Here is a 26577-nt window from a genome sequence, read left to right as displayed (position 1 = left end):
CCCGGGCGCCCCCGCTGCCCCTCGGGGGGGGGGGGCCCTCCGGGGGGGGGCACCGGGGCGCCGGCGCCGGGGCGGGCGGGGGGGGCCCCCCCCACGCCGGGCGGGGACGGGGCCGTCGGGGACGGTCAGGACCGCAGCGCCCGGTCGACGAGGGCGCCCGCCGCGCCGGTGTACCCGGCCGGGTCGCACAGGGCGGCCACGGCCTCGGGGCTCAACACGCCCACGAGTTCGGCGGAGCCGGCCAACACCTCGGCCAGCGGACGGCCCTCGTCGGCGGCCGTGGCAGCGGCCTCGTTCAGCAGCCTCCGCGCCTCGGCCTTGCCCAACCGGGGGGCGAGGACGGCGGCGACCCGCTCCGAGACGACCTGGCCACCGGTCAGGTCGAGGTTGGCGCGCATCCGGTCCGGCCGGACCTCCAGGCCCTCGGCCAGCTCGGCCGCCGTGTACGAGGCCCCGCCGACCAGGCGCAGACACTCGCGCAGCAGCAGCCACTCGGCGTGCCAGGCGCCCGCCGAGCGCTCGTCCTCCGACACCAGCGAGGCCGTCAGGGCCCCCGCGAGCGCCGGCACCTGGAGGGCCGCGCTGCGGATCAGCGTGGACAGCACGGGGTTGCGCTTGTGGGGCATGGCGGAGGAGCTGCCCCGTCCGGCGCCGCCCGGCTCGGCGACCTCGCCGACCTCGGTGCGGGCCATCCCCTGGACGTCCACGGCGATCTTGCCGAGGGCGCCCGCGGTGAAGGCCAGCGCCGCCGCCAAATCCGCGAGCGGGGTGCGCAGGCTGTGCCAGGGCAGCACCGGCCGCGCCAGACCCGTCTCGGCGGCGTACGCGGCGGTCAGCCGGTCGTAGTAGGAGCCCGGCTCGTGCAGGCCGCCGGGGCCGTCCGCGGCGTCGAGCACCGCGTACTGGACGTACCCGGCCACCGTGCCGGCCGCGCCGCCCAGGGAGACGGGCAGCCCCTGTTCCTGGACCCGGATCAGGCGCTGCTCGGCCTCCTTGACCAGCCGCAGCCAGCCCGCCGCCTTCAGACCGAAGGTGGTCGGCACGGCCTGCAGGGCCATGGTCCGGCCCGCGATCAGGGTGTCGCGGTGCTCCCCGGCGAGGACGGCCAGCGCCTTGGCGGTGCGTTCCAGGTCGTCCCGTACGAGGGCCAGGGCGCGGAAGGCCACCAGCATGGCCCCGGTGTCGAAGATGTCCTGGCTGGTGGAGCCCCGGTGGACGTACTCGGCGGCCTCCGGGGCGTCGGAGGCGACCACCGCCGTCAGCGCCCGGACCAGCCCGACGACCGGGTTCGCGGTCTCCCGGGCGGCCAGGGCCAGGGCGCGCAGGTCCAGCCGTTCGGCGCGGGCCGCCTCCGTGATGGCGTCGGCGGCCGGCCACGGCAGGGTGCCCAGCCGGGCCTGGGCCCGGGCGAGGGCGGCCTCGGCGTCCAGCATGGCCTGGAGCCAGGCCGGGTCGCCGGTGGCCGCCTCGACGGGGGTGCCGGCGCGCACCGGCGACAGGAGCCCCGCGTCGGGGGCGACGGCCGGGCCGGTCGGACCGGCCGCGGTCGAGACCCCGTCGGGACTTCCCGTCGTCCGACCGCTCCCGGCGCCGCGGGCGCCGGCGGGCCCCGCGGACCCGGCCGCGCCCACCAGGCGCAGCCCGCCCGTACCGCCCAGGCCGCCCGGCATCAGACGATCACTCCCGTGAGGTCGGTGCCCGCGTCCACCGGCGCCAGCCCGGTGGGCACGTGCGCGACCGCCGGCAGCGACAGCACCGCGCGGGCGATGGCGTCCGAGTCGCCGAGGGTGACCGAGTCGACGCCCGGACGGATGCCGGCCGCCGTCACCCAGTGCACGGATTCGGTGGGCACCCCGTAGGCGAACCGCCTCGGGTGCGCCCGGCCGCGCGCGTCGAGCATGTGGAACGGCCGCTCGGTGACGGCGAGGCCGCCGGTCTCGTAGCTGCCGCCCTGCTGGGCCTCGATGCGGTACGGGGTCGCCTGGTCGGTGTCGAGCAGGTGGCGCAGCAGCGGGTCGGCGGTGCGCCGCAGGTCCGGCTCGGGCAGTCGGGCCTCGATCAGCGCGGTCGCGCGGATCGCCGGGCCGGGCACCACGGAGGACTCGGCGACGTAGAGCTGGGCGGTGGTGTCGATGCGCACCTGCACGCCGGGGCCGAGGACCGTCAGGACACCGGCCTCGATCAGCGCGGCCATCTCCTCGATGCGCGAGGCCGGCGGGCCGATCGACAGGAAGGCGTTGAGCGGGGTGTACCAGCCCTCCAGGTCGTCGCGGTGCGAGGTGCCCTCCAACCCGCCGTGGTCGACGGCGAGGCGGATCTCGTTGCGCAGGTCGCGCAGGACGTCGAGGGCCGCCTTCACGGGACCGCTGACGTTGCCCTCCTTCGCGGCGACGACGTCGCGCGCCAGGTACTCCAGCAGCCAGGCCGTGAAGTCCTCGCGGCCGATGAACTCCCGGTCGCCGTACGGGCGCGAGAGCCGCTCCCAGTCCCAGTGGTCCGCCGCCTCGATGCCGTGGCCGGCCAGCAGGGGCGCCGGGTCGGCGTCGGGCTCCAGCGCGAGGTAGGCCTCGGTGAACGCCTCGCGCGCCGAGGCCCGTCCGCGCCGCTCCAGGAGGGTGGCGTAGTAGACGCTCTCGACCTCGCGGGAGATCAGCGGCCACAGGTCGCCGCCGAAGGTGACGGGCGTGCCGTCCGCGGCGTCGCGCTTGAGCGCGGCGATGAACTCGGGGGTGAGCAGCCTCGGGTGGTAGCGCCCGTGGGCGCCCTTCTCGTTCTCGCCGCGCGCGTGGTAGGGGATCCCGCGCCGGGAGAAGGCGTACAGCCGGGGCTCCTGCCCCGAGGCCCGGTAGACGAGCCGCTCGCCCTCGCGGACGAACTCCCCGCCGCGGCCCGCCGTCAGCAGCGCCATGTGGTCGAAGAAGTTCAGGCCCAGACCGCGCAGCAGGACGTTCTGGCCGGCCTGGATGCCGCTCAGGTCGAGGTCGGCCGGGTTGGCCGGGGTCAGGTACGTCAGGTGGTGGATCCGGGCCAGGCTCGCGGTGCGGGCCTCGCGGCTGGTCAGTCGGGCCGCCACGTGCCCCTGGGCCATCACGATGGCGTCCAGGGCGTTCAGGCGGACCCCGTCCTCCAGTCGGACGCCCTGCGGGCCGCCGGGCACGCCGTGGGTGTCGGCCATGGCCACGGCCCGGGTGCGGTGCACGTGCACGGTGACGTGGCCCGGGGCGCCCTCGACGACCCGCCGGAAGCAGTCGGCGAGGTAGGTGCCGTAGAAGGCCCGCGTCGGGTAGGTGTTGGGGCCCATCCGGCGGGCCTCGGCGAGGGTGGCCTCGTCGTGGCTCTCGCGGTCGCCGAGCAGCGCCAGGCCCTGCGCCCACTCGTAGAGGCTCGGCCCCGGCTCGATGGGGCCGTCGATGCGCACGCTGTCGTCCGTGAACACGGTGATCTGCGAGGCCACGGTGTTCATCAGCAGCTGCCGGGACTGGGCGGTGCGCCACACGGTCCCGGCGCCCGGCGCCGAGGGGTCCACGACGTGGATGACGACGGCTTCGCGCGAGGGCGCGGTCCGCTCGGCGGCCATCAGCCGCTCCAGGACCGACAGTCCGCGCGGCCCGGCGCCGATGACGGCGAGCTCGATCCGGCTCTTGTTGGCAGTCATGTGGGGGTGCTCCTTTCCCGCGTCGGTGCGCGAGGCGTCAGTGGGCGGTTTCCCGGTCGCCGAGCAGGCGGGCCAGCTCCAGGCGCTTGATCTTGGTGGTGGCGGTCTGCGGAAGGTCCTCCAGCCGCCACTGCACGGGCTCCGCCAACGGCGGCAGGTCGGCCACGGCGGCCTTCCAGGCGACCGCGTCGAGCGGCTTGTCGTCACGGGTGCTCACCACGGGCACGGCGGTGCCGTCGGGGCCGGGGATGATGATGACCTCGACCAGCTCGGGCACGCGGGTGAAGAGCTTGTCCTCGATCTCCAGGGTGCTGCGGACCCCCGGGATCTCGTCGACCTCGCGGTCCAGCAGGTGCAGGCAACCCCACTTGGTGCGGTAGCCGACGTCGCCCATGCGCCACCAGCCGTCGTTGACCTGCTTCTCCCAGCGCGCGTGCTCGCCGAGGTAGCTGATGATCCGTCCGTCGCTGCGGACCTCGATCCAGCCCGGGTTGTCGCGGTCCGGCGGGTTGCCGTCGCGGCTGACGACCCGTACGCCCGTCATGCCGGGGAAGGGGACGCCCATGCAGCGGCCGTTGAAGTCGGCGCCGTCCTTGGGGGAGTACGTACGGGCGGCGATCGGGCCGACCTCGCTCTGGCCGTAGGCCTGGGCGAAGCGGCGGTTCTTGCGGGCGGAGGCCTGGAGCAGCCGGTTGACCGTCCGGGGGTGGATCGCGTCGAAGGTGCTGGAGAAGTACTTGACGTTGGCCAGCGGCCGACGCGGGTCCTCGGCGAGCACCTCCCAACGCAGGAAGGTGTTGGGGTGCGCCTCGATGAAGCCGGGCGGCACCTGGCTGAACAGCTCGCCGACCGTCTCCGGGTCGTCGTCGCGCAGCACGATCAGGGGGTGTCCCTGGAGGACGGCGATGGGCATCGCCGTGAACATCCGCGAGTGGACGAACGACACGTGCACCGCGATCGGTTCGCTGCGCCGGACCGCGGAGGCGACGACGGCCGCCTGCGGCCGGTAGCGGGCCTGGAAGCTGGTGCCGGTGTGCACGGCGAGCTTCGGGGTGCCGGTGGTGCCGGAGGTGTGCGTGATCAGGGTGGGGTGGTCGGCGGGCATGGCGACCGCCGGCACCCGGGGGGCCCCGGCGAGCGACGCGAAGGTGGTCGCGCCGTCGAACTCGCCGGAGGCGAGCAGCACCTCGCGGGAGAGGGTGAGCACCTCGGCCGGCAGCGAGTTCTCCAGCTTCTCCTGGTCGGTCACCAGGAAGGGCCGTCCCACGCGGCGCAGCAGTTCGGCGACCGTCGCCCCGTCGAGCTTGGGCGACAGCAGGACCGGGACCGCGCCGATGCGGGCGATCGCGCAGGCCAGCAGGGTGATGTCGAAGCCGTCGCCCTTGTGCACCACGACGTGGTCGCCGGGGCGGACCTCCACCGACCACAGTCGGGAGGCCAGTTCGGCCACCAGCTCGGACACCTCGGTGAGGGTGGCCCGCCGACCGAACTCCGGGGCGATGTCGAGGTCGTGGTCGAGGACCACGAAGTTGCCGGGGTGCCGGGCGGCGGCGCGGTCGAACAGCGTGCCGAGGCGAATTCCCTTGTTACCTATGCGCTGGAGAAACATCCGTCACTCTCTCGTGTTTGAATTCCCGGTGGCGAATTCTCTACGGGGATCTTCGAAGAAATTCGGTGGTCATGTGCAGGCCGTCAAGGAAAGGGATTCCCGGTGGCGGGAACCCGATTCCGTTCAGCCCTTCTCGATGACGTCCCGAATGCGGACGAGAGTGGCGTCGAGGTCCTTCTCCAGCTTCGCGGTCCAGTCCTCCACGAAACGCCTGCGGCCGTCCTCGTCGAGGTCGGCGACGATCTTGTGGATGCCGGCGGTCGCCTTGCCCATGCGGAAGTGGTGGGTGAGCGTGGTGCCCGAGCCGTCGGCCTCGACGTCGAAGCCCCAGATGCTCTCCTGGTCCTCCTGGGCGTGCGTCAGCATCATCCAGCGGAAGGTGCGGCCCTGCTCGGCCGCCGTGACGCGGGCGTCGGTGTACCAGGTGCCGCGGACCAGCGGGGCCCAGGCGACGACCTGCTCGCTGCGGAGGTTCTCACCGCGGAAGATGGAGCCGACCTGCGACGGCTCGCCGGAGATCCACTCGCCGCCCATGCACTCCGGGCTCCACTCGGCGCTGCGCGGCAGGTCGCTGACGACCGCGTAGACCTCTTCGGGGGTGGCGTTCACGTGAATGCGGGCGTCGAGTTCGAAGAGCGGGGAGGTTTCGATGATGTTCGTCATGGCTGAAATCCTGTCTTTATCCATCGGGGCGGTCAACGGGCGAAAACGAGATCCGTCAGGTTCGTTTTTCCGGGGAAGTGCATCGCAGGAGGGAACGAATTCTTCGGGGAGGTCCCAGGAGGTCCCAGGAGGTCCCAGGAGGTTCACGGTGGTTTCAGGAGACGCGCAGGACGAGCTTTCCGCGCACCCGACCCTCGTCGAGCCGGCGGTGCGCCGTACCCGCCTCGCTCAGCGGCAGCACCTCGGTCGCGTGCGGCTTCAACACCCCCTCGGCCAGCAGCCGGTTGATGTTCGCCGCCGCGTCGGCCAGCTCCGGGGCCCGGGCGTGGGAGATGGCGAACCCGTGCACCGAACGGTCCTGGAGGTACAGGGCCCCGGCCGGCAGCACCGGGCGCGTGCGCAGCCCCGCGAGGATCACGATCCGGCCGCGCGAGGCCAGCAGGTCCACCGCCGTCTCCAGGTCGTTGCGGCCCGAGGTGTCGATGTGCAGGTCCACCCCGTCCGGCGCGAACCGTCGCACCTCGGCCGGCACGTCCTGCGTCCGGTAGTCGACCACGTGCGAGGCGCCGAGCGAGCGGACGTACGCCGCGTCCCGCCCGGAGGCGACCGCGATCACCCGGGCACCCGCCCGTACGCCCATCACCACCGCGGCGCTGCCCACGTTCCCGGCGGCCCCGAGGACGAGCACCGTCTCGCCGGCCCGGACCCGCCCGTGCGTGAACAGGGCCAGGTGGGCGGTGGCCGCGGGATGGGCGAGGGCCACCGCGTCGACGGCGTCCACGCCCGGCGGCAGGTGGTACAGCCGGTCCGCGGGGACGACCACCCGCTCCGCCGCCGCGCCCTGCCGGCCCGCGTGCCCGAGGCTGTTGCACCAGACCCGGTCGCCCGGGGCGAAGCCCGGCGCCTCCGGGCCCGCCGCCACCACGGTGCCCACCAGGTCCCGCCCGATGACGAAGGGGAACGGCACCGGCGTCCGCCAGGCACCCGAACGCACGAAGGTGTCCACGTGGTTGACGGCCGTGACCTCGACGTCGACCAGCACCTCGTCGTCCGCGGGCACGGGCGGGGGCAGTTCGCCGTGGCGGATGACGTCCGGAGGACCGAGTTCATCTATGTAGGCAGCTCGCATGCCCCGGAGTCTGGTGGCGAAAAGGCGCCCCGGGGTGGCCGGAGCCGATCAACGCCCGAGGTCCGTCACCTCCCCGGCGCTGGTGTGTCACCTCCCCGCTCCGGCGCCCCCGCCGACCGTCCCGGTTCCGTCAAGTCCCGCCGGAACACGTCAAGTCGTACGCGGCCGGCGCTCCAGCGCCCGTCCGGCCGGCCCTCCTAGCCTGCCGACATGACCACGCCCGTGACCCTGCGCCGGCTCCCCGCCGGCGACCCCAGGATCGGCTCCGACGTCGGCCCGCTCATCAGGACCCTGCGGCCCGCGCTCGACGCCGAGGGATTCGAGCGCTTCAGCGCCGAAGCCCAGGCGCAGGGCCTGGAGTTCACCGCCGCCTACGACGAGGCCGACCGCTGCCTCGGCGTCGCCGGCCACCGCGTCCTCGCCACCAGCCGCGGCCGGGTGCTGTTCGTCGACGACCTCGTCACCGACCCCCGACTGCGCTCCGCGGGCATCGGCGAACGGCTCCTCGACGAGCTGAAGTCGCTGGCCCGCGCCCGGGACTGCGTACGGATCGAACTGGACTCGGGCGTCACCAACCAGCGCGCCCACCGGTTCTACCACCGGCACGCGCTGACCATCAGGGCCCTGCACTTCGCCGTCGACACCAACGGGGCGCCGGGCGCCGGCCGATAACCGGCCACACCCGCCCGCCCTTCCCGGTCCTTGCCGGTTCTTGGTCACGCCCTGCGCGAGGCCCCCCACGCTGACCCACATGAACCAGCACGTTTCCGCCACGGCCCGCCGCACCCCCGCGTCGCGGACCGCCGCACCCGACCGCGTCCGCGCCCTCGTCCGGGCCCTGCGCCAGGACATCGAGGCCGCCCGCTGGACGCCCACGCCCCTCGAACAACGGCTCTGCGAGCTGCTGCTCACCGCCTCCGCCGGCGACGGCACCCTCACCGCCCCCCGGGTGCGGGCCGCGCTCGCCGAGGGGACCATGACCCTGATCCACGAGAACGACGGCCGCCTGGCCGGTCTGCTGGGCTCCCTGTTGCCCCTGCTCACGGGCCCCGGCACCGACCCCGCGACCGCCGGGGCCGTGGACGAGGCGCACGCCCTGCTGGACCGGATCACCCGGCCCGCCGCCCTCCACGCCGCCCGCGCGGGAGGCTGAGGCCGATGCCGGACATCCTCGTCGTCGGCGGGGGGTTCGCGGGGGTGTGGGCCGCCGCCGCGGCCGTCCGCGCCCTGCGCGCGGCCGGCGCCGACCACAGCGTCGGCCTGGTCAGCCCCGGGGACGACCTCGTCCTGCGCCCGCGCCTGTACGAAGCCGAACCCCACACCATGCGCGTCCCGCTCGACCGCGTCCTGGGCCCCGTCGGGGTCCGCCGCACCTCCGCGACCGTCACGGGCCTCGACCCCGACGGGCGCCGGATCACCGCCCTCGACGCGAGCGGCCGCGCCCTCACCCTGCGCTACGAGCGGCTCGTCCTGGCCAGCGGAAGCCGACTGGAAAGACCGGCCCTGCCCGGCGCCGACCTGCTGTTCGACGTGGACTCCCTGGAGAGCGCCACCGCCCTCGACACCCACCTGCGCGGCCTGCCCGCACTCGGCCCCGGGCCCGGCCGGTACACGGCCGTGGTCGTCGGCTCCGGCTTCACCGGCCTGGAGACGGCCACCGAGCTCGTCGGCCGGCTGCGGGCGCTCGCCGCCCCGCACGGAGCCGCCGCCGAGGTCCGCGTACTGCTCCTCGAACGCGCCGACACCCTCGCGCCCGGCCTCGGCCCCGGGCCCCGCCCGGTGATCGCCGAGGCGCTGGAGACCCTCGGCGTCGAAACCCGGCTGAACACCTCGTTGGCCCGGGTCGAACCCGACGCCGCCGTCCTGTCCGACGGCACCCGGCTGCCCGCCCGTACCGTCGTGTGGACCGGCGGGGTCCGCGCCAGCGCCCTGACCGCCCTGCTCCCGGCCGGCCGGGACGCGCTCGGACGCCTGGAGGTCGACGCGTTCCTGCGGGTCCGCGGCGTCCCCGGGGTGTACGCGGCCGGGGACACCGCCGCCGCGCGCGCCGACTCCGGCCACACCACGCTGCCGAGCTGCCAGTACGCCATCCCGCTCGGCAAGCACGCCGGGCACAACGCCGCCGCGGACCTGACCGGCGCCGCGCCGCTGCCCTTCGCCCCCGCCCCCTACGTCACCACCCTGGACCTCGGCGGCGCGGGCGCGGTGTCCACCACCGGCTGGGAACGCACCGTACGGCTGACCGGCCCCGAGGCCAAGACCCTCAAGCGGACCCTGACCGGCCAGTGGATCAGGCCGCCGATGGACGACGCCGAGGAACTGCTGCGCCAGGCGGACCCGGCCTTCCGCACCCGGCGCGCCGCCACCGCCTGAGCCGGCGCCCGAGCCACCGCCCCGAGCCCCGAGGCCCCCGCGACCCACCCCCCAAACCCCGCGAAGGGGCACGCCCCGAACCGGCGTGCCCCCGAGCGCACCACCCGTACCCCCAGCACCACCCACCCACCACACGGCCCCTTCACGAGAACCCGGAGACCCGCACATGATCAGCAGACGGACCGTCCTCAGAGCCGGCGCCGCGACCGGCGCCACCGCCTTCGCCGCCTCCGGCGTGGCCTTCGCCGGAGCGGCCTTCGCCGGCGGCCCCGCCCCGCTCGCCACCCTGCGCGCCCGCCTGACCGGCACCCTGGTCCTGCCGACCGACGCCGGCTACGACCAGGCCAAGCAGCTCCAGATGGCGCGCTACGACGTGATCCGCCCGCAGGCCGTCGCGTACTGCGCCAACAGCGCCGACGTCGTCCACTGCGTCCGCTTCGCCCAGGACCACGGCCTGCCCGTCGCCGTCCGCAGCGGCGGCCACAGCCAGGCCGGCTACTCGACCACCACCGGCCTCGTCATCGACGTCTCCCGGCTCAACTCCATCCGCCCCGGCCGCGGCACCGTCCGCCTCGGCCCCGGCAGCCAGGGCGTCGACATCCTCAACACCCTCGCCCCCCTCGGCCTCCAGCTCGGCTCCGGAACCTGCCCCACCGTCGCCGTCGGCGGCTGGGTCCAGGGCGGCGGCCTCGGACTGACCGCCCGCGCCTTCGGCATGGGCAGCGACCGGCTGGTGTCCGCCCGGGTCGTCCTGGCCGACGGCTCGATCGTCGACGCGTCCGCCGACTCCCACCCCGACCTGTACTGGGCCCTGCGCGGAGGCGGCGGAGGCAACTTCGGCGTGCTCACCGACGTCGAGCTGCGCCCCGTCTCCGTGCCCACCATGAGCGTGTACAACCTCACCTTCGACGGGGCCCACGCCGCCGACGTGATCCTCGCCTGGCAGGACTGGATCACCGAGGGCCCCCGCGAGCTGGCCTCCGAACTGCTCGTCCTGCTCCCCGAGGACTCGCCCGAGGGCACCGCCCCGACCGTCGTGGTCTCCGGCGCGTACCTGGGCGCGCAGAACGTCGCCGACCGCCACCTCGACCGCCTCGTCCGGGCCGCCGGCCGGCCCACCGCGAGCCGCGAGGTCACGGAGCTCCCGTACCAGCGGGCCATGATGAAGGTGTACGGCTGCTGGGACGCCACCGTCGAGGAGTGCCACCGCATCGGCTACTCGCCCCGCGCCCGCCTGCCCCGCGAGAACTACGCGACCTACCGCAACGTCTACTTCAACCAGCGCTGGAGCCGCGCCACGGCCGAAGCCGCGCTGGCCGTCCTGCACACCGACCCCCAGCCCGGCCAGTTCCGCTTCCTGGGCCTGTTCTCCTACGGCGGCCGGATCAACGACGTCGCGCCCGGCGCCACCGCCTTCGTCCACCGCGACGTGCTGTTCGAGGCGGGCTTCCAGGTCGGGCTCACCGTCCCCGACCCGGCCCGAGAGCAGCGCGAACGGGCCCAGGCCTGGGTGGACGGCGGCTACGGAACCCTCTACCCGCGCTCCAGCCGCCGCTCGTACCAGAACTACATGGACCCGGCGCTCACCAACTGGCGCGAGGCCTACTACGGCCGCAACTACGCCCGCCTGCAGAGCGTCAAGCGGACCTACGACCCGCACCGCTTCTTCCGCTTCGCCCAGTCCATCGACTGAGGCCGCCGCACGTCGCCCGTCGGGCGGCCCCGCCTCGCGCGGCGGGGCCGCGTACCCGACGATGCCTACATGGACGACGACGGCGCAGGCGGCGGGCCGGGCCGGGGCACCGCCGACCGGCTGCCCCCACCCGAGGCCGAGCCGGGCCTGAAGGCCGACGCGATCGGCTTCCTCGACGCGTTGGTCATCGGCCTGAACTCCACCTCCCCGGCCTACTCCCTGGCCGCGGTCATCGGCCCCATCGTGGCCCTGGCCGGGGTCTACGCGCCCGGCGTGATGCTGGCGTCCTTCGTCCCGATGCTGCTGATCGCCGCCGCGTTCTACTACCTGAACAAGGTCGACCAGGACTGCGGGACCACCTTCTCCTGGGTGACCCGCGCCATGGGGCCCTGGGCGGGCTGGCTCGGCGGTTGGGCCATCACGATGACCGGCGTCCTGGTCATCGGCTCGCTCGCCGACGTCGCCGTCCACTTCGGACTGCTCGCCGCCGGCCTCGACGGCTGGGCGGCGAACGAGTGGATCCGCCAGGGCCTCACGGTCGCGGTGATCCTCGCCATGACCGCCGTCTGCGTCATCGGCACCGAGATGTCCGCCCGCCTCCAGGACGTCCTGATCCTGGCCCAGGTGTTCTTCCTGCTGGTCTTCGCCGTGGTCGCCCTCTACCGGGTCTACGCCGGCACCGACACCCTCGACGGCACCACCCCCTCCCTCGGATGGCTCAACCCCTTCGGCGCCGGCGGCACCGCCCTCACCGGCGGCCTGCTGCTCGGCGTCTTCATCTACTGGGGCTGGGAGTCGGCCGTGAACCTCACCGAGGAGGTCCACGACTCCGCGACCGCCCCCGGCAAGGCCGGCATCTGGTCGACGGTGGTCCTCCTGGTCACCTACCTGTCCGTCGGCTACGCGGTCGTCGCCTACGCGGGCACCCGATTCCTCGCCGAGAACGCGGGCGAGGAGGAGGCCGTCTTCGCCGTCCTCGCCCACGAGGTCATGGGCGGCTGGGACTGGGTGGTGCTCCTCGCGGTCTGCACCTCCGCGCTCGCCTCCACCCAGACGACGATCATCCCCGCCTCGCGGACCGCGCTGTCCATGGCCCGCCGCCACGCGCTGCCCCCGCGGCTGGCCCACATCCACCCGCGCTTCCGCACCCCTGAGGTCAGCACCTGGTGGGTGGCCGGCATCGCCATCGCCTGGTACGTCGTCGTCAACCGGATCAGCGAGAACGCCCTCCTGGACTCCCTGACGGCGCTCTCCCTGCTCATCGCGTTCTACTACGCGCTCACCGGCCTGGCCTGCGCCGTCTACTACCGCCGCCACCTGCTGGAGAGCGCGCACAACCTGCTGCTGATCGGCGTCGGCCCCCTCGTCGGCGCCGGTCTGCTGGCCTGGCTGCTGGTGGAGTCCATCGGCGACATGTCGAACCCGGAGAACTCGGCCGGCGGCGTGGCCTGGTTCGGACTCGGGCCGCCGCTCGTCATCGGGATCGGCATCGCCGTCGTCGGCGTGCTCCTCATGTGCTTCTGGCGGGTGCGCGACGGCCGGTTCTGGCAGGAGCGGCGCGGCGTCGTCGACCCGGCCCTGGTGCACCGCAGGAAGACCTGACGCGCGGCGGACCACGACCCCGAGCACGACCCCGAACACGACCCCGATCACGACCGAGGAGCCGAGGAGACCCGATGTCCGTGGTCCTGGGATACGACGAATCACCGGGCGCCGAACGCGCCCTGAGGGTGGCCCTGGAAGTGGCCTCCGCCTTCGGGGAACCGCTGGTCCTCGTCTACGGCGCCGCCGCCCCCGGCTCCGGCGGGGAGGAGTACCGCGCCCACCAGGAGGCCGTCCGCCAGGCCGGGCGCAGCGCCCTCGCGCGGGCCGTCGCCGCCGCCGACGAGGCCGGGGTGCCCTCGACCGTCGAGGTGGTCGACGAGAAGCCGGCGCAGGCCCTGCTCGACGCCGCCGAACGCCACGGGGGCCGGGTCATCATCGTCGGCAGCTGGGGCGACAGCCCGCTGCGCGGCGCCCTGCTCGGCTCCACCCCGCACAAGCTCCTGCACCTGTCCCGGGTGCCGGTGCTGTGCGTGCCGACCGAGGAGGCGTAGGCCGGCGCGCCGGGGGCGCCGGGGGCCCTAGGAGGCGAGTCCCTCGGAGAGCTTCTTCCACTGCGCCGTGACGATCTCCTGCGGGACCCCGCCGAAGTCGTGCGTGGCGATGATGCTGGAGTCGAAGGACAGGGTCACCGAGCCGGTGCGGACCACCGTCAGGTACTGGTACAGGGAGATCTTCTCGTCCTTCAGGTCCTGCGTCACGATCCGGTAGGCGCGGGCCTCGTCGCCGATCGCGGGGGCCTTGACCTCCTCGACGCGCAGCACCTTGGCCTCGGCCAGGGCCCGGTCCTCGGTGTAGCCGCCCGCGCACTGCCTGCCGGCCTCCGCCAGCGAGGCCAGGGCCGCCCTGGCCGCGGTCTCGTGCGGGTAGGAGCGCAGCAGGATCGCCGTGCCCACCTCCAGCGGCTTCTCGGGGACGAGGACGGTGCCGTACGCCTGGGCCGTGTGGCCCGCCTTGCTGAGGGTGCTCAGGGGCGTGCACACCACCGGGACGGCCTCGTACATCTCGCTGAAGGGTTCGTCGAGGACCGGCTCGGAGACCTGGTAGCGGCCGATCCGGGTCGCGGGCGCCACCAGCAGTTCCTTCAGCCGGTCCGCGGCCGGGCCCGGGGTGCCGACGGGGCTCGGGCTCGCCGGGGCCGAGGGGCTCGCGGCGGCGCTCGCGCCACCGCCCGCCGCGGCCGGCGTCGCCGGGGCCCCGGCCGCGGCGGGCTCCGAGCCCCCCGCGCATCCGGCCGTCGCGGCCACCAGGGCCGCACCCACGGCGAAGCCCGCCACCCGCCGCGCCGCTCCGCCGATACCCACCACGCGCATGCCGTTCCCGCCCCCGTCGATCGTTTCGAAAGGCCGATTGTGCAGCATGCCCGCCGCGCGCCGGCCGGCGGGAGTCAGTCCGCGAAGACGCGGGCCAGGTACGCGGCCACGCCCTCGGCCGTCGGAGGGTGGACGCGGGCGCCGAGGTAGCCGTCCGGGCGCACCACGAACGCGGTCGGCCCGCTCACCCCGTAGGCGCGGGCGAACTCGCCCCGGGCGTCGCGGTACACGGGCAACGCGGCAGCCCCGGCGGGCGCGGTCCCGCCCTCGGTGAGGACCGCGTACGCCGTGAGCCGTCCCGGCGGCAACCCGGCCGCCCACGCGGCGAGTTCCGGGAGCCGGGGGTCCGGTGCGCCGTCCGTGTACAGCAGCAACACGTGGTCGCGGCCGCGCAGCAGGTCGTGGAGGCGCAGGGGGAAGGCGGGGATCGCGCCGCGCAGCCCGCCGCAGTCGGGGGCGCGCGCGCCGGGCCGCGGACCGGGCCCGTCGGGCCGATCGCCGTCGGGTTCCGGGGGGACGAGCGGGCCGTCGGGGTAGCCGACCAGGAGCTGCGCCTCGCGCAGCAGCGGGGTGGTCGCGTCCGCCGGGTCGACGTCCATGCCCTCGCGGGCGTGGCGCACGGTCCGCCCGACGACCTCCTCGCCGACGGGCCGGCGCTCGGCGTCGTAGCTGTCGGGCAGGTCCGCGCGGGCGGACCCCTCGACGGCGAGCGCGAGCTTCCAGGCCAGGTTCCAGGCGTCCTGGATGCCGGTGTTCATGCCCTGCGCGCCCGTCGGGGGATGGATGTGCGCCGCGTCCCCGGCGACGAAGACGCGGCCCCGCCCGTACCGGTCCACGATCCGGTGGCTGATCCGGAAGACGGAGGCCCAGCGCAGGTTCCGCGCGGTCACCGGCTGCGGCGACAGCCGGTCCAGAACGGCCTGGATGTGGGGGAGTCCGGGGGCCCGGTCGCCCTCCAGGCCGTGTACGACGCCGTCCCCGCCGTCCGGGGGCGCCTGCGCGGAGGCCAGCTCGGGCGGCACCATCATCGACATCCGGTAGCGCCCCGGTCCGGGCAGCGGGACGCACACCAGCACGTCGTCGGGGCGGTCGCGGTGGTCCAGGTGCGTGGAGCGCAGCGACCAGCCGGCGGGCAGGTCCCAGTCGACCTCCACGTCCCCGAGCATGTACTCCTCGGGGAAGGCCCCGCCGGCGAAGTCCAGGCCCAGCCCCTTGCGGACGGTGCTGTGCGCCCCGTCGCAGCCCACCAGGTAGCGGGTGCGCAGCTCCTCCTCCCCGTCGGGGCCCAGGAGTCGGGCGGTGACCCCGTCGGCGTCCTGGGTGAAGCCGAGGAGTTCGGTGCCGCGCTCGATCCGGGTCCCGAACCGGGCGAGGAACTCCTCCAGGATCCGTTCGGTCTCGTACTGCGGCATCGCCGCGAACCCGTACGGCACCTCGGGCGGCAGGGCGAGCTCGATCCGGCCGCGTTCGGCGCCGCCCACGTACAGGAGCTGCCCGCGCAGCGGGACGGCCACCTCCAGCGCCTCCCGGACCAGGCCCGCACGGTCCCACAGTTCCAGGGTGCGCGGCTGTACGCCGACGGCCTTCGCGTACGGCAGCCGCGCGGGCAGCCGGTCCACCAGACGGCAGGCCACCCCCCGCCGGCGCAGTTCCACCGCCGCGGTCAGGCCCACCGGGCCCGCACCCGCGACCAGGACGTCCGCCCTCTCGCCGTGCATCCTTCCATGGTGGCCTCGCCCGCCGGCGGCGGCCACCGCAGTGCGGTGCGGGGGCCGGCGGGACCTGCGCGCCCGGTCAGTGCGCCCGGTCAGTCGAGCGCCGGATGAGCCTCGGGGTGGGCGTTCCACCACACCTGGTGGAAGGGGTGGTTGCCGACGTTGGCGAGGTGGGCCCGGGCGGCGGCGCGGTAGAGCAGCGCCGCCTGTTCCCCCGACAGCGCGGAGCGCATCCAGGCGAGCCGGATGCGGCCCGTGACGGGGGAGCCGACCAGCGGTCGCATCACCGTGCCGGGGACGTCGGGGGCCGTGGGCTGGCTCAGGGAGACGGCCCGGCCCGCCGCGATCAGGTCGTAGTGCATCTTGCGGTCCGTGATCCGGTGGCGCAGCAGCGGGGTGAACCCCGCCGCGGCGCAGGCGGCGGACAGGGCCTCGGGGCCGCCGTCGTCGTCCTCGACGAGGGCCATCCAGGTCTCCCCGGCCAGGTCGGGCAGGGCGATGCGGTCCAGGGCGGCGAGCGGGTGGCGGGCCGAGACGCGGATGCAGAACGGCTCCTTGGCGACCAGGGTCCGGGCCCGGGCACCTTCCGGCAGCGGCACCTCGTGGTCGTTGACCTCCCCGTACACGATGGCGTCGTACCGCCCGGCGCCCAGCATCCGGGTCAGCGTGGTCACCGAGTCCTCCAGGTCGACGGTGATCTCCCGGCCGGACATGGACCGGTCCGTCTGCGCGAGGAGACCGTCGAGCAGCACCAGCAGGATGCATCCCAGCCGCAGCGGTGTGCCGTCGGCCACCGCCCGGGCCTCCGCGCCCAGCGCGTCCATCTCGTTCAACACCCGGCGCGCCTTGGCGAGGACGAACTGACCCAGCGCCGTGGGCTCGACGCCGGCCCGGCCCCGGACGAACAACTCCCCGCCGGTGACCCGCTCGATGCGCCGCAGTTGGGCCGAGAGCGCGGGCTGTGACACGCCGAGCCGGCGTGCCGCGCCCCCCAGGCTGCCCGCTTCCGCGATCCGGCAGACGGCTTGCAGATGTCTCAACTCCAGCTGCATCCCGGCAGCGTACGAGAGCGCCGCACCGCCGACCATAACTCCGGCCTTATGCCTGCCGATATGTCCCAATCTCGCCATGTCCACGCCCATACTGCGGCGAACGAGCACTCACCCCCCCCCACGAACGGAGTGGACGTGCACCCCAACAGATGGACGGCGAGCGTGGCGGCGATGGCGCTGACCGCGAGCCTCGCCGGCGCCCTGGCGGCCACCCCCGCCTCGGCCGCCCAGCCCACCCCACGGGCCGCCGCGCAGGACACCCCCGCCTCGCGCGCCGTCGCCGCCGCCGACCAGGCCGTCCGCAGCGGCCTGGACACCCTGGTCAACTCCTCCCAGGAACAGTACGAGCGCCGCCTGGTGACCCCCTGGGTGCAGGACCTGTACTCGGTCGCCTACGAACGCAGCTACCGCGGCCTGCCGGTCGTCGGCGGCGACGCCGTCGTCCTGGCCGACGGAGCGGGCAGGGTGCGCGCCCTGCAGTCCGCCTCCGCCGTCCGCATCGACGTGGCGACCGCCCCCGAGGTCACCGCCAAGGCCGCCGAGAGCACCTCGCGCGGCAGGCTGGCCGCCGTCGACAAGGTCGACAGCAGCCGCCTGGTCGTCCGCCTCAAGGACGACAAGCCGGTCCTGGCCTGGGAGACCGTCCTCTCGGGCCGCACCGACCGCGCGCCCAGCAGGATGCACGTCTTCGTCGACGCCCGCACCGGCGCGGTGGTCGACACCTACGACGACGTGGTCGCGGGCACCGGCAACAGCAAGTGGAACGGTCCCGGCCCGATCACCATCGACACCACCAACTCCGGCTCCACGTACACCCTGCGCGACCCGAACCGCACCGGACTGAGCTGCGCCGACTACAGCACCGGCACGGTCTTCACCAAGTCCTCCGACTCCTGGGGCACCGGCAACCCCACGAGCAAGGAGACCGGCTGCGTCGACCTGATGTTCGCCGCCCAGAAGCAGTGGGACATGCTCGGGCAGTGGCTGGGCCGCAACGGCGTCAGCGGCAACGGCCGCTCCTTCCCGGCCAAGGTCGGGCTGAGCGACCTCAACGCCTACTGGGACGGCAGCTCCGTCACCATCGGCCGCAACAGCGCGAACGAGTGGATCGCCGGCATCGACGTGGTGGCCCACGAGTACGGGCACGCCATCGACAGCAACACCCCCGGCGGCACCAGCGGCCAGGAGGCCGGACTCGGCGAGGGCACCGGCGACATCTTCGGCGCGCTCACCGAGGCCTACGTCAACCAGCCGGCCCCCTACGACGTCCCGGACTACACCGTCGGCGAGGTCATCAACCTCCAGGGCCGCGGCCCCATCCGCAACATGTACAACCCGCCGGCCGTCAACAACGACCCGGCCTGCTACAGCTCCGCGATACCCGGCACCGAGGTCCACGCCGCCGCGGGCCCGCTCAACCACTGGTTCTACCTGCTCGCCGAGGGCACCAGCCCCGGCGGGGGCAAGCCGAACAGCAGCACCTGCAACCAGAGCACGCTGACCGGCGTCGGCATCCAGAACGCCGGCAAGATCTTCTACGGCGGCATGCTCCTCAAGACCAGCGGCATGTCGTACAAGAAGTACCGCACGGCCACGCTCAGCTCCGCCAAGTCACTCGACGCCACCTGCGAGCTGTTCCTCAAGACCAAGGCCGCCTGGGACGCCATCACCGTCCCCGCCCAGAGCGCCGACCCCACCTGCACCCCGAGCGGGCAGAACAACGACTTCTCGCTCGCGCTGAACCCCGCCTCGGGCACCGTGCAGCAGGGCGCCTCCCTCACCACGACCGTCGGCACGACGGTCACCACCGGCGTCGCCCAGTCGGTGACGCTGACCGCCTCAGGCCTCCCCGCCGGCGTCAGCGCCTCCTTCAACCCGGCCACCGTCCAGGCCGGACAGTCCTCCGTCCTCACCCTGACCGCCACCGCCAACGCGGCACCGGGCGCGTCCACCGTCGTCGTCAAGGGCCAGGGCACCGCCCTCTCCCACACCGTGGACTTCGCGCTCAACGTCGGCGGCACCACGCCCGGCGACGATCCGCCGAACATCGACGTCGCGGCCGTCCGCGCGCACCTCACCCAGTTCAACACCATCGCCTCGCAGAACGGCGGCCACCGCCGCGCCGGCAGCGCCGGCTACACGCAGTCGCTGGCCTACGTGAAGGGCAAGCTCCAGGCCGCCGGCTACACGGTCACCGAGCAGACCTGCACGAGCTGCACCTACCCGTCGAACAACCTGATCGCCGACTGGCCGGGCGGTCCCGCCGACCAGACCGTCATGTTCGGCGCGCACCTCGACGGCGTGTCGGCCGGACCCGGCATCAACGACAACGGCTCCGGCTCCGCGACCCTGCTGGAGAACGCCCTCGCCCTCGCCCAGCGCAACCCCACCCTCACCAAGCACGTCCGCTTCGCCTGGTGGACCGACGAGGAGCAGGGCCTCAACGGATCCCGGTTCTACGTGGGCCAGCTGAGCGCCGCCCAGCGCACCGCCATCAAGGCCTACTACAACTTCGACATGGTGGGCTCCACCAACGGCGGCTACTTCATCAACAACCTGAACTCCACCGCCGCCGCCCCGCTGAAGGCCTACTGGACCTCGCTGAACCTCGCCCCCGAGGAGAACACCGAAGGACAGGGCCGCAGCGACGACTACTCCTTCCAGCAGGCCGGCATCCCCACCTCCGGCTACGCGGCCGGCGCCTCCGCCCGCAAGACCTCGGCGCAGGCCGGCAAGTGGGGCGGCACCGCGAACGCCGCCTACGACCCCTGCTACCACAGCGCCTGCGACACCACGAACAACATCAACGCCACCGTCCTGGACCGCAGCGCCGACGGCGTCGCCCACACGATCTGGAAGCAGGCCGTCGGCGGCGAGACCCCCGCCCGCGACTTCTCCCTCGCCACCAGCCCCGCCGCCGGCAGCGCCGCCCCCGGCGGGTCCACCACCGCCACCGTGAACACCACCACCCTCAGCGGAAGCCCCCAGACCGTCGCCCTGAGCGTCTCCGGCGCCCCGGCCGGCGTCAGCGCCTCCGTGAGCCCCGCCTCCGTCCAGTCCGGCGACTCCGCCACCCTCACCGTGCAGGTCGGCGCCAGTGCCGTACCCGGCACGTACACCCTCACCGTCACCGGTGCGGGCACCGTCAGCCACACCACCACCTACACCCTGACCGTCACCGGCGGGGGCGGCACCTGCACCCCGCGCCAGCTCGTCGTCAACGGCGGCTTCGAGAGCGGCACCAGCCCGTGGACCACCACCTCGGGCGTGATCACCAACCAGGCCGGGCAGCCCCCGCACGGCGGCAGCTACAAGGCGTGGCTCAACGGCTGGGGCTCGCCGCGCACCGACAGCGCCGCCCAGACGCTGACCGTGCCCGCCGGCTGCTCCTCGTACCGCCTCTCCTTCCACCTGCACATCGACACCGACGAGACCGAGAACGTGGTCTACGACCGCTTCACCGTCTCCGTCGGCGGCCGGACCCTGGAGACGCTGTCCAACGTGGACGCGAACTCCGGCTACACCCTGAAGACCTACGACCTGGCGTCCTTCGCGGGCCAGAGCGTCACCCTGAAGTTCAACGGCGTGGAGGACCAGTCGCTCCAGACCTCCTTCGTCGTGGACGACGTCGCCCTCGACGTGAGCTGACGCACACCCGCCCGACCGACGAACGCGCGCAGCACCGGCCCGGCCCCGCACGCGGGGCCGGGTCGGCCCGCTCCGCCGCCGGCCGTCCACTGGCCCGCCGCCGGCCGAAGATCCCCCGTCCGGACTGGGCCAATGGCCCACCCATGACCGCGTCACTTGAGCCAACGCACCTTCGGATGGTTTTCTGTGCACCATCCATGTACTTACGGCGCCACGCGGCGCCGGACGGCAACGAGGCCGATCCGGACCGTGGCGCCTTCGCCGTGCCCCCACACCGCCCACCACCCCCGGGCGGAAGGCGGCCCGGCGTGCTCCATCGCGAGGGGGGCGGCACACCGCCGTGAAGAGGATGTTCGTGGCTCCGGACCCGGGGCGCCTGAGACTCAGGAACTCACTGCGCGCGGTCGTCGGCGTGGGACTCGCCGTCGCCGTCGCCGAACTGGCGGGACTCTCCCTCACCGCCTCCATCACCGGCGGGCTCGCCGCGCTGCTGGCCCTGTTCACCGTCCTGGACCCCACCGTCCGCGCCCAGCGCGTGACCACCGCCCTGCTGCCCGTCGCCGGCTTCCCCGTCCTGGCCCTCGCCACCACCCTCCACGGGACGCCGCCCCTGCGCGACGCGGCCTTCCTCGCCGTGGTCTTCGCCGGGGTCTACGCCCGCCGCTGGGGCCCGCGCGGCCACGCCCTCGGCATCTTCGGCTTCATGATGTTCTTCGTCACCCAGTTCCTGCACGCGGTCCCCGCCCAGCTCCCCGAGCTGTACGCCGCCGTCGGACTGGCCCTCGTCGCGTCCGGCGCGGTGCGCTTCCTGCTCTGGCCCATCGAACGCCGCACCCCGCCCGCCCCGGCCCCGCCCGGCCTGCCCGGCACCGGGCTGCGCCGCCCCACCACCCGACAGGCCTTCCAGACCACCGCCGCCTGCGGCTTCGCCCTGGCCATCGGCCAGGCCCTGTCCGAGGACCGCTGGTACTGGGCCGTCGGCACCGCCTGGTGGATCTTCGTCAACACCGCCTCGCGCGGCGAGACCCTGGTCCGCGGCTTCCGCCGGGTCCTCGGCACCGTGATCGGCATCGCCGCCGGACTGCTGATCGCCGTCCCCCTGCACGGAGCACCGGCCCCCACCGCCGCCCTCGTCGCCGTCTGCGTCTTCGGGATCTTCTACACCGCGGCCCCCTCCTACTCCTGGATGATGTTCTTCGTCACCGTCATGGCCGGGCTCCTCTACGGCCTCCTCGGCGTCCTGCACCCCGGCCTGCTCCTCCTGCGCTTCCAGGAGACCGCCGTCGGCGCGATCGGCGCCGCGCTCGCCGTGGTCCTGATCCTCCCCGTCACCACCCACGCCACCAACGACGCCTGGATCCAGCGGGCCCTGCGCCGCGTGCACGCCGCGACCGCCGAGGCCACCGCGCGCCTCGCCGGCTCACCGACGGCGGACCCCGCCCCGCACGCCGCCGAGCTGGAGGCCCTGCTCGCCCGCGTCCGGATGGCGCTCGCCCCGCTCGTCCACCCGCTCAGCCCCTTCCCCGCCCGTAAGGCCCGCGCCCGCCGGGTGATCGCCCTGCTCGACGACTGCTCCCGCGAGGTGCGCGGACTCGTCGCCGTCGCCGCCGACCCGGACGCCTCCCACGACGCCCGCCTGGCCGCCGCGTGCTGGCGCGTCGAGGCCGCCGTCGAGGCCCTCACCGCCGGCGGCCCCGGCGCCCCCGCCCCCTCCTCCGAGCAGCACCCGCACGCCCCGGAGGCGGCAGGCGCCCTCGCGCACCTGCACGGCCTGGAACGCGCCCTCGTCGACCTCGCCCACCCGCTGCGCAGCTCCCGACCCTCCCCGCTGGTCGACGCCTGAGCCCGGGCCGGCCCCCGCCCCCCTTCCCCGGGAAGGGCCCGGGGGCCGGCCCGCGGGGGTACCGTCGCGGGATGACCACCACAGCCGACCCGTCCGTCGCGTACCGCACCGCCCGCCCCGAAGACCGCGCCGCCATCGAGGCCCTCGACGGGTCCTTCGTCACCCGCAGCGTGTTCGAAGTGACCCGCCCGGAGGACGGTTTCGTCCTGCGCGAGGTCCCGGTCGACCCGCCGGTGCGCAAGGTGTTCCCGCAGGACGACGAGCCGGACGACGAAGCGGACGGCGACGACGACGCCGGCGACGCGGACCGCCGGACCTTCGTCGCCCTCGACGGCGGCGTCCTGTGCGGCTTCGTCGCCGTCGCCCACTCCGCCTGGAACCGCCGCCTGGTCGTCGAGGACATCGAGATCGCCCCGACCCACCGCGGCCGCGGCATCGGACGCTCCCTGATGGAGCTCGCCGCCGACTTCGCCCGCGAGCGCGGCGCCGCGCACCTGTGGCTGGAGGTCAGCACGGTCAACGCCCCGGCCGTGCACGCCTACCGTCGGATGGGCTTCACCCTGTGCGGACTCGACACGACCCTCTACGACGGCACCCCGGCCGCGGGGGAGCAGGCCCTGTTCATGAGTCGTCCCTGCTGAGCGGGTTCGGGGCGCGGCGCGGGACGCGGTCCGGGTGCCCGTCGACCCCAACTCCCGGAGCGGCGGGGATGATACGGCGCCCCCGGGCCCCGCGCAGGCCAACGGAGCGAGATCACCCGGAGGTGTGGAGCGGGCCTTGCACGGGCACGGCGCTGACCTGCGGCATGTACAACGGGTGAGTGTTCATTGCACATTCATCCGGCACGTACAGGGTGGATCTGGTCGGACAGGGGGTAACCGCCCGGAATGGAAATACTTCAACAGCACTCCGACACCGCTCGGGTGTGGGAGGAAGCCGAGGAGTTCATCGGGCTCTTCCATCGGGAGAACCGGGAAGCCGGTGATCCGCGTGCCCGACTCGCCGCCGTACGGGCCGAGCTGGCGGAGACCGGCACCTACCGGCACACCCCGCAGGAGCTGGTCCACGGCGCCCGGGTGGCCTGGCGCAACAGCAACCGCTGCATTGGCCGGCTCTACTGGAACTCCCTGCGGGTGCGCGACCGCCGGGGCCTGACCGAGGGGTCGGAGATCGCCGACGAGTGCTTCGAGCACCTGCGGGAGGCGACCAACGGGGGCCGTGTCCGCCCCACCATCACCGTCTTCGCCCCGGACGCGCCGGGCCGCCCGGGCCCGCTGATCTGGAGCGAGCAGCTCGTGCGCTACGCCGGCTACGGCGACCACCACTCCGTCACCGTGGGCGACGCCCGCAACGCCGAACTCACCGAGGCCCTCCTGCGGCTCGGGTGGTCCGGCGGCGCCGGTACCCCCTTCGACCTCCTGCCGCTGGTGGTCCAGGGCGTCGACGACAAGCCCCGCTGGTTCGACACCCCGGCGGACGCCGTGCTGGAGGTGCCGATCCGCCACCCCGACCCCCAGGACGACTGGTCGGACTGGAGCCTGCGCTGGCACGCGGTTCCGGCCATCTCCAACATGTGCCTGGAGATCGGCGGAATCCACTACCCGGCCGCGCCCTTCAACGGCTGGTACATGGGGACCGAGATAGGCGCCCGCAACCTGGCCGACACCGACCGCTACAACCTCCTGCCGGCGGTGGCCCGTCGGCTCGGACTGGACCTGTCCAGCGAGCGTTCCCTCTGGCGGGACCGCGCGCTCGTCGAGCTCAACCGGGCGGTGCTGGACTCCTTCGACCGGGCCGGCGTCACCATCGCCGACCACCACACCGAGTCCCGGCGCTTCCTGTCCCACCTGGAGCGGGAGGAGCGCAAGGGCCGTGAGGTGGGCGCCGATTGGTCGTGGATCGTCCCGCCGATCTCCGGTTCCGCGACCCCGGTCTTCCACCGGACCTACGAGGACCGGCCCAGCACCACCGCGTACGTGCACCACGAAGGGGCCCAGGAACGGGCCAGGGGACGGGACTTGGTCTAGACCTTCTGTTACCGTTTCGGAAGGATCCGGGACGGCGGAGAGAGGCACCTGTGAGCGGCGCGCGGGGTACGGACGGTACGAACGGTACGGACCACGGCGGCGGACACCGGGCCTACATCGGCTCGTTCACCTCGGGGGGCGGCCGCGGTGTCATCACCGCGGCCGTGGATCCGTCCACCGGGGCCCTGACCGCCCTCGCGGCGACCGACGTCCTGACGGACCCGTCGTACCTGGCGCTCGACCGGCGCCGGGGCGTGCTCTACGCCGTGAGCGAGACCGCCCCGGGGGCGGTGGGGGCCTTCCGGACCACCGGCGGGGGACTCGCCCCCCTGGGCGCGGCCGTCCCCGTCGGTGGCGCCGGCCCCACGCACCTCGGCCTGGCGGGGGACCGGTTGCTCACCGCCAACTACACGTCCGGCGACGTCAGCAGCCTGCCGCTGGACGCCGAGGGGCTGCCGTCGGGCCCCGCCTCGATCCTCGCCCACGAGGGCTCGGGTCCCGACCCGGACCGGCAGGAGGGCCCGCACGCCCACCAGGTGCTGCCCGACCCCACCGGCCGTTGGGCGCTGGCCGTGGACCTCGGCACCGACTCGGTGCGGGTCCTGGCGCTCGACCCGGCCGACGGCGCCCCGCGCCCGCACGCCGAGGTCGCCCTGCGCGCCGGGACGGGCCCGCGCCACCTGACCTTCCACCCCGCGGGCGGGGTGGTCTACGTGCTGCACGAGCTGGAGCCGCAGCTGACCGTCTGCCGCTGGGAGGCGACCTCCGGGCGACTGGAACCGGTCCGCGAGCTTCCGGTCGCCCCTGGGGGCGCTCCAGGGGGCGTGCGGGCCTATCCCTCGGCGATCGTGGCCTCGCCGGACGGTCGCTTCCTGTGGGCGGCCGTGCGCGGCGCCGACACCCTGGTCACCTTCTCCCTCGTCGACGACCCGGAGGAGCCCCGGCTCACCGACACGACCGCGAGCGGCGGGACCTGGCCGCGCGACCTCGCCGTCGACCCCTCGGGACGTCGGCTGTACGCGGCCAACGAGCGGTCCGGGGAGGTCGTCTGGTTCGACGTGGACCCGGACACCGGTCGGCCGCACCGCGCGGGCGCGCTGCCCGCCCCGGCCGCCACCTGCGTGGTGTTCGACTGAAGGGCGTCCGTGTGGCGCCCTGCGGCGGGCGCCCCGAACGCGGCGAGGGCCCGTCCCCGGGATGTACCGGGTGCGGGCCCTCGCCGTAGGGGTGCGCGCGTCAGTGCGCGGCGGCGTTCAGGGTGATGCCGAGCGCGGCGCTGAACTGCGCGACCGCGAGCTTGCCGAGGGCCGGGTAGGCGCCGAGCACCTCGGCCGCCGAGCAGTCGGCCTCCTTGCAGGCGGTGTCCAGCAGCCCGTCGGCCGCCTCGGGGCCGATCAGGTACGGGGCCAGGGCCAGCTGGGTCGAACCGGAACCGCGCAGCTCGGCGGCGACGGCGGCCACCGAGCCCTCCTGGTCCAGCGCGGCGGCCATCACCGGCACGGCGAGTCGGGCGGCCAGCAGCATGCCGGTGATGCCGGCGGCCTGGACGGCCTCCTCGCCGCCGGTGGTGGCGAGGATGATGCCGTCCGCGGCGGTGGCCACGGTGAACAGGCGGGCGCGGTCGGCGCGGGCCAGGCCGGCCTCCGACAGCCGCACGTGCAGGCCCTCGGCGAGCAGCGGGTGCGGGCCGAGCACGTCGGCCAGCTCGGCGGCGGCGGAGGAGTCCATCAGCGCCTGGCGCACCCGGCGCAGCAGGTCGCCGTCCGGGCCGACCAGCAGGGGCACCACGACGGCGTCCGGGCCGGTGGGCGCGGGCACCTCGTGGCCCGCCGCGCGGGCGAACTCCGCGCGGGCGTTCCGCTCGTCCGCCACGGCGGTCAGGACGCCGGACAGCGAGGGGAACTCGGAGCCCTGGGAGTCGTCGCCCTCCAGGTAGCCGATGCGGGCGTCCAGGCCCGGCAGCTCGGAGCGGCCGATGCTGAGGATCTCTTCCGCGAGCCCCCGCGAGGCGGCCGAGGGGGCACCGGGCACGGCGAGCACCAGCGCGGGGGCGCCCTCGGGCGCCACCGCGGGCTCGGGTCGGCGGTGCCGCCCCGTCTGGCGGGGTCGCGGCATTCGTACGGGCAGGCCGTTTGCGGGCCCAGTGGGGGAGCTCATGGCGCCGCATGCTACTGGCTTATCGGAACCGGGTGTTCGGGCAGGGCCTGGTCAGGCGGCATCTGTCCGTATTTATCCGGTGAATGACCACTGAATAC

Annotated in this window: 20 protein-coding genes; 11 read left to right on the top strand and 9 right to left on the bottom strand. The window is 74.4% G+C overall.

Annotated elements, in window-relative coordinates:
• Positions 1-125: 125 nt before the first annotated feature.
• The 5 genes from pcaB to AB0D01_RS08375 form a co-directional block, all read right to left on the bottom strand.
• Complete coding sequence (gene pcaB / locus AB0D01_RS08395) at positions 126-1670, bottom strand: 3-carboxy-cis,cis-muconate cycloisomerase (RefSeq protein ID WP_363054279.1); 1545 nt, start codon at positions 1668-1670, stop codon at positions 126-128.
• Positions 1670-3655 (bottom strand): FAD/NAD(P)-binding protein, encoded by a 1986-nt coding sequence (locus AB0D01_RS08390; RefSeq protein ID WP_363054278.1) that lies wholly within the window; start codon positions 3653-3655, stop codon positions 1670-1672. Before AB0D01_RS08390 ends, pcaB begins: the two co-directional genes overlap by 1 nt.
• 37 nt (positions 3656-3692) lie before the next feature.
• The gene (locus AB0D01_RS08385; protein ID WP_363054277.1) at positions 3693-5264 is read right to left on the bottom strand and encodes an AMP-binding protein; all 1572 of its coding nucleotides are present in this window, start codon (positions 5262-5264) and stop codon (positions 3693-3695) included.
• A 123-nt stretch (positions 5265-5387) separates the two neighbouring features.
• Positions 5388-5927 (bottom strand): SRPBCC family protein, encoded by a 540-nt coding sequence (locus AB0D01_RS08380; protein WP_363054276.1) that lies wholly within the window; start codon positions 5925-5927, stop codon positions 5388-5390.
• Positions 5928-6081: 154 nt separating this feature from the next.
• On the bottom strand, positions 6082-7056 hold the full coding sequence (locus AB0D01_RS08375) for an NADPH:quinone reductase (RefSeq protein WP_363054275.1): 975 nt from the start codon (positions 7054-7056) through the stop codon (positions 6082-6084).
• A gap of 210 nt (positions 7057-7266) precedes the next feature.
• On the opposite strand from AB0D01_RS08375, the gene AB0D01_RS08370 reads away from it, so the two are divergent.
• The 6 genes from AB0D01_RS08370 to AB0D01_RS08345 all read left to right on the top strand — a co-directional run bounded on the left by AB0D01_RS08370 (position 7267) and on the right by AB0D01_RS08345 (position 13218).
• The gene (locus tag AB0D01_RS08370) at positions 7267-7728 is read left to right on the top strand and encodes a GNAT family N-acetyltransferase (protein WP_363054274.1); all 462 of its coding nucleotides are present in this window, start codon (positions 7267-7269) and stop codon (positions 7726-7728) included.
• A gap of 79 nt (positions 7729-7807) precedes the next feature.
• Positions 7808-8209 (top strand): hypothetical protein, encoded by a 402-nt coding sequence (locus AB0D01_RS08365; protein WP_363054273.1) that lies wholly within the window; start codon positions 7808-7810, stop codon positions 8207-8209.
• Between the two features lie 5 nt (positions 8210-8214).
• Positions 8215-9429 (top strand): FAD-dependent oxidoreductase, encoded by a 1215-nt coding sequence (locus tag AB0D01_RS08360; RefSeq protein WP_363054272.1) that lies wholly within the window; start codon positions 8215-8217, stop codon positions 9427-9429.
• Between the two features lie 166 nt (positions 9430-9595).
• A complete protein-coding gene (locus tag AB0D01_RS08355) occupies positions 9596-11122 on the top strand; it encodes an FAD-binding oxidoreductase (RefSeq protein WP_363054271.1) in 1527 nt (508 codons plus the stop codon).
• A gap of 69 nt (positions 11123-11191) precedes the next feature.
• Positions 11192-12724 (top strand): APC family permease, encoded by a 1533-nt coding sequence (locus AB0D01_RS08350; protein ID WP_363054270.1) that lies wholly within the window; start codon positions 11192-11194, stop codon positions 12722-12724.
• 74 nt (positions 12725-12798) lie between these two features.
• Complete coding sequence (locus AB0D01_RS08345) at positions 12799-13218, top strand: universal stress protein (RefSeq protein WP_363054269.1); 420 nt, start codon at positions 12799-12801, stop codon at positions 13216-13218.
• A gap of 27 nt (positions 13219-13245) precedes the next feature.
• Here the strand turns inward: AB0D01_RS08345 and AB0D01_RS08340 are convergent, their stop codons facing one another.
• From AB0D01_RS08340 to AB0D01_RS08330, 3 genes are all read right to left on the bottom strand, one after another.
• Complete coding sequence (locus AB0D01_RS08340) at positions 13246-14037, bottom strand: hypothetical protein (protein ID WP_363054268.1); 792 nt, start codon at positions 14035-14037, stop codon at positions 13246-13248.
• Positions 14038-14111: 74 nt separating this feature from the next.
• Complete coding sequence (locus AB0D01_RS08335; protein WP_363054267.1) at positions 14112-15755, bottom strand: FAD-dependent monooxygenase; 1644 nt, start codon at positions 15753-15755, stop codon at positions 14112-14114.
• A gap of 89 nt (positions 15756-15844) precedes the next feature.
• Positions 15845-16804: a LysR family transcriptional regulator gene (locus AB0D01_RS08330; protein WP_363054266.1), complete on the bottom strand. Its 960-nt coding sequence runs from the start codon at positions 16802-16804 to the stop codon at positions 15845-15847.
• Positions 16805-16975: 171 nt separating this feature from the next.
• Between AB0D01_RS08330 and AB0D01_RS08325 the strand changes: the two genes are divergently transcribed.
• From AB0D01_RS08325 to AB0D01_RS08305, 5 genes are all read left to right on the top strand, one after another.
• Positions 16976-20452 carry a M28 family peptidase gene (locus AB0D01_RS08325; protein WP_363054300.1) on the top strand — a complete coding sequence of 1159 codons (3477 nt, stop codon included), beginning with the start codon at positions 16976-16978 and terminating at the stop codon, positions 20450-20452.
• 349 nt (positions 20453-20801) lie between these two features.
• On the top strand, positions 20802-22295 hold the full coding sequence (locus AB0D01_RS08320) for an FUSC family protein (protein ID WP_363054299.1): 1494 nt from the start codon (positions 20802-20804) through the stop codon (positions 22293-22295).
• 71 nt (positions 22296-22366) lie between these two features.
• On the top strand, positions 22367-22936 hold the full coding sequence (locus AB0D01_RS08315; RefSeq protein WP_363054265.1) for a GNAT family N-acetyltransferase: 570 nt from the start codon (positions 22367-22369) through the stop codon (positions 22934-22936).
• Between the two features lie 246 nt (positions 22937-23182).
• Positions 23183-24322 carry a nitric oxide synthase oxygenase gene (locus AB0D01_RS08310; protein ID WP_363054264.1) on the top strand — a complete coding sequence of 380 codons (1140 nt, stop codon included), beginning with the start codon at positions 23183-23185 and terminating at the stop codon, positions 24320-24322.
• 50 nt (positions 24323-24372) lie between these two features.
• Positions 24373-25458: a lactonase family protein gene (locus tag AB0D01_RS08305; protein WP_363054263.1), complete on the top strand. Its 1086-nt coding sequence runs from the start codon at positions 24373-24375 to the stop codon at positions 25456-25458.
• Between the two features lie 100 nt (positions 25459-25558).
• On the opposite strand, the gene AB0D01_RS08300 is transcribed toward AB0D01_RS08305, so the two are convergent.
• Complete coding sequence (locus AB0D01_RS08300) at positions 25559-26479, bottom strand: hypothetical protein (RefSeq protein WP_363054262.1); 921 nt, start codon at positions 26477-26479, stop codon at positions 25559-25561.
• Positions 26480-26577: the final 98 nt, after the last annotated feature.

Origin of the sequence: Streptomyces sp. NPDC048606 (genome assembly GCF_040650855.1) — a bacterium.
In the GTDB taxonomy this organism is placed as follows: Bacteria; Actinomycetota; Actinomycetes; order Streptomycetales; family Streptomycetaceae; genus Streptomyces.
This window is presented reverse-complemented; position numbering and strand designations above follow the sequence as displayed.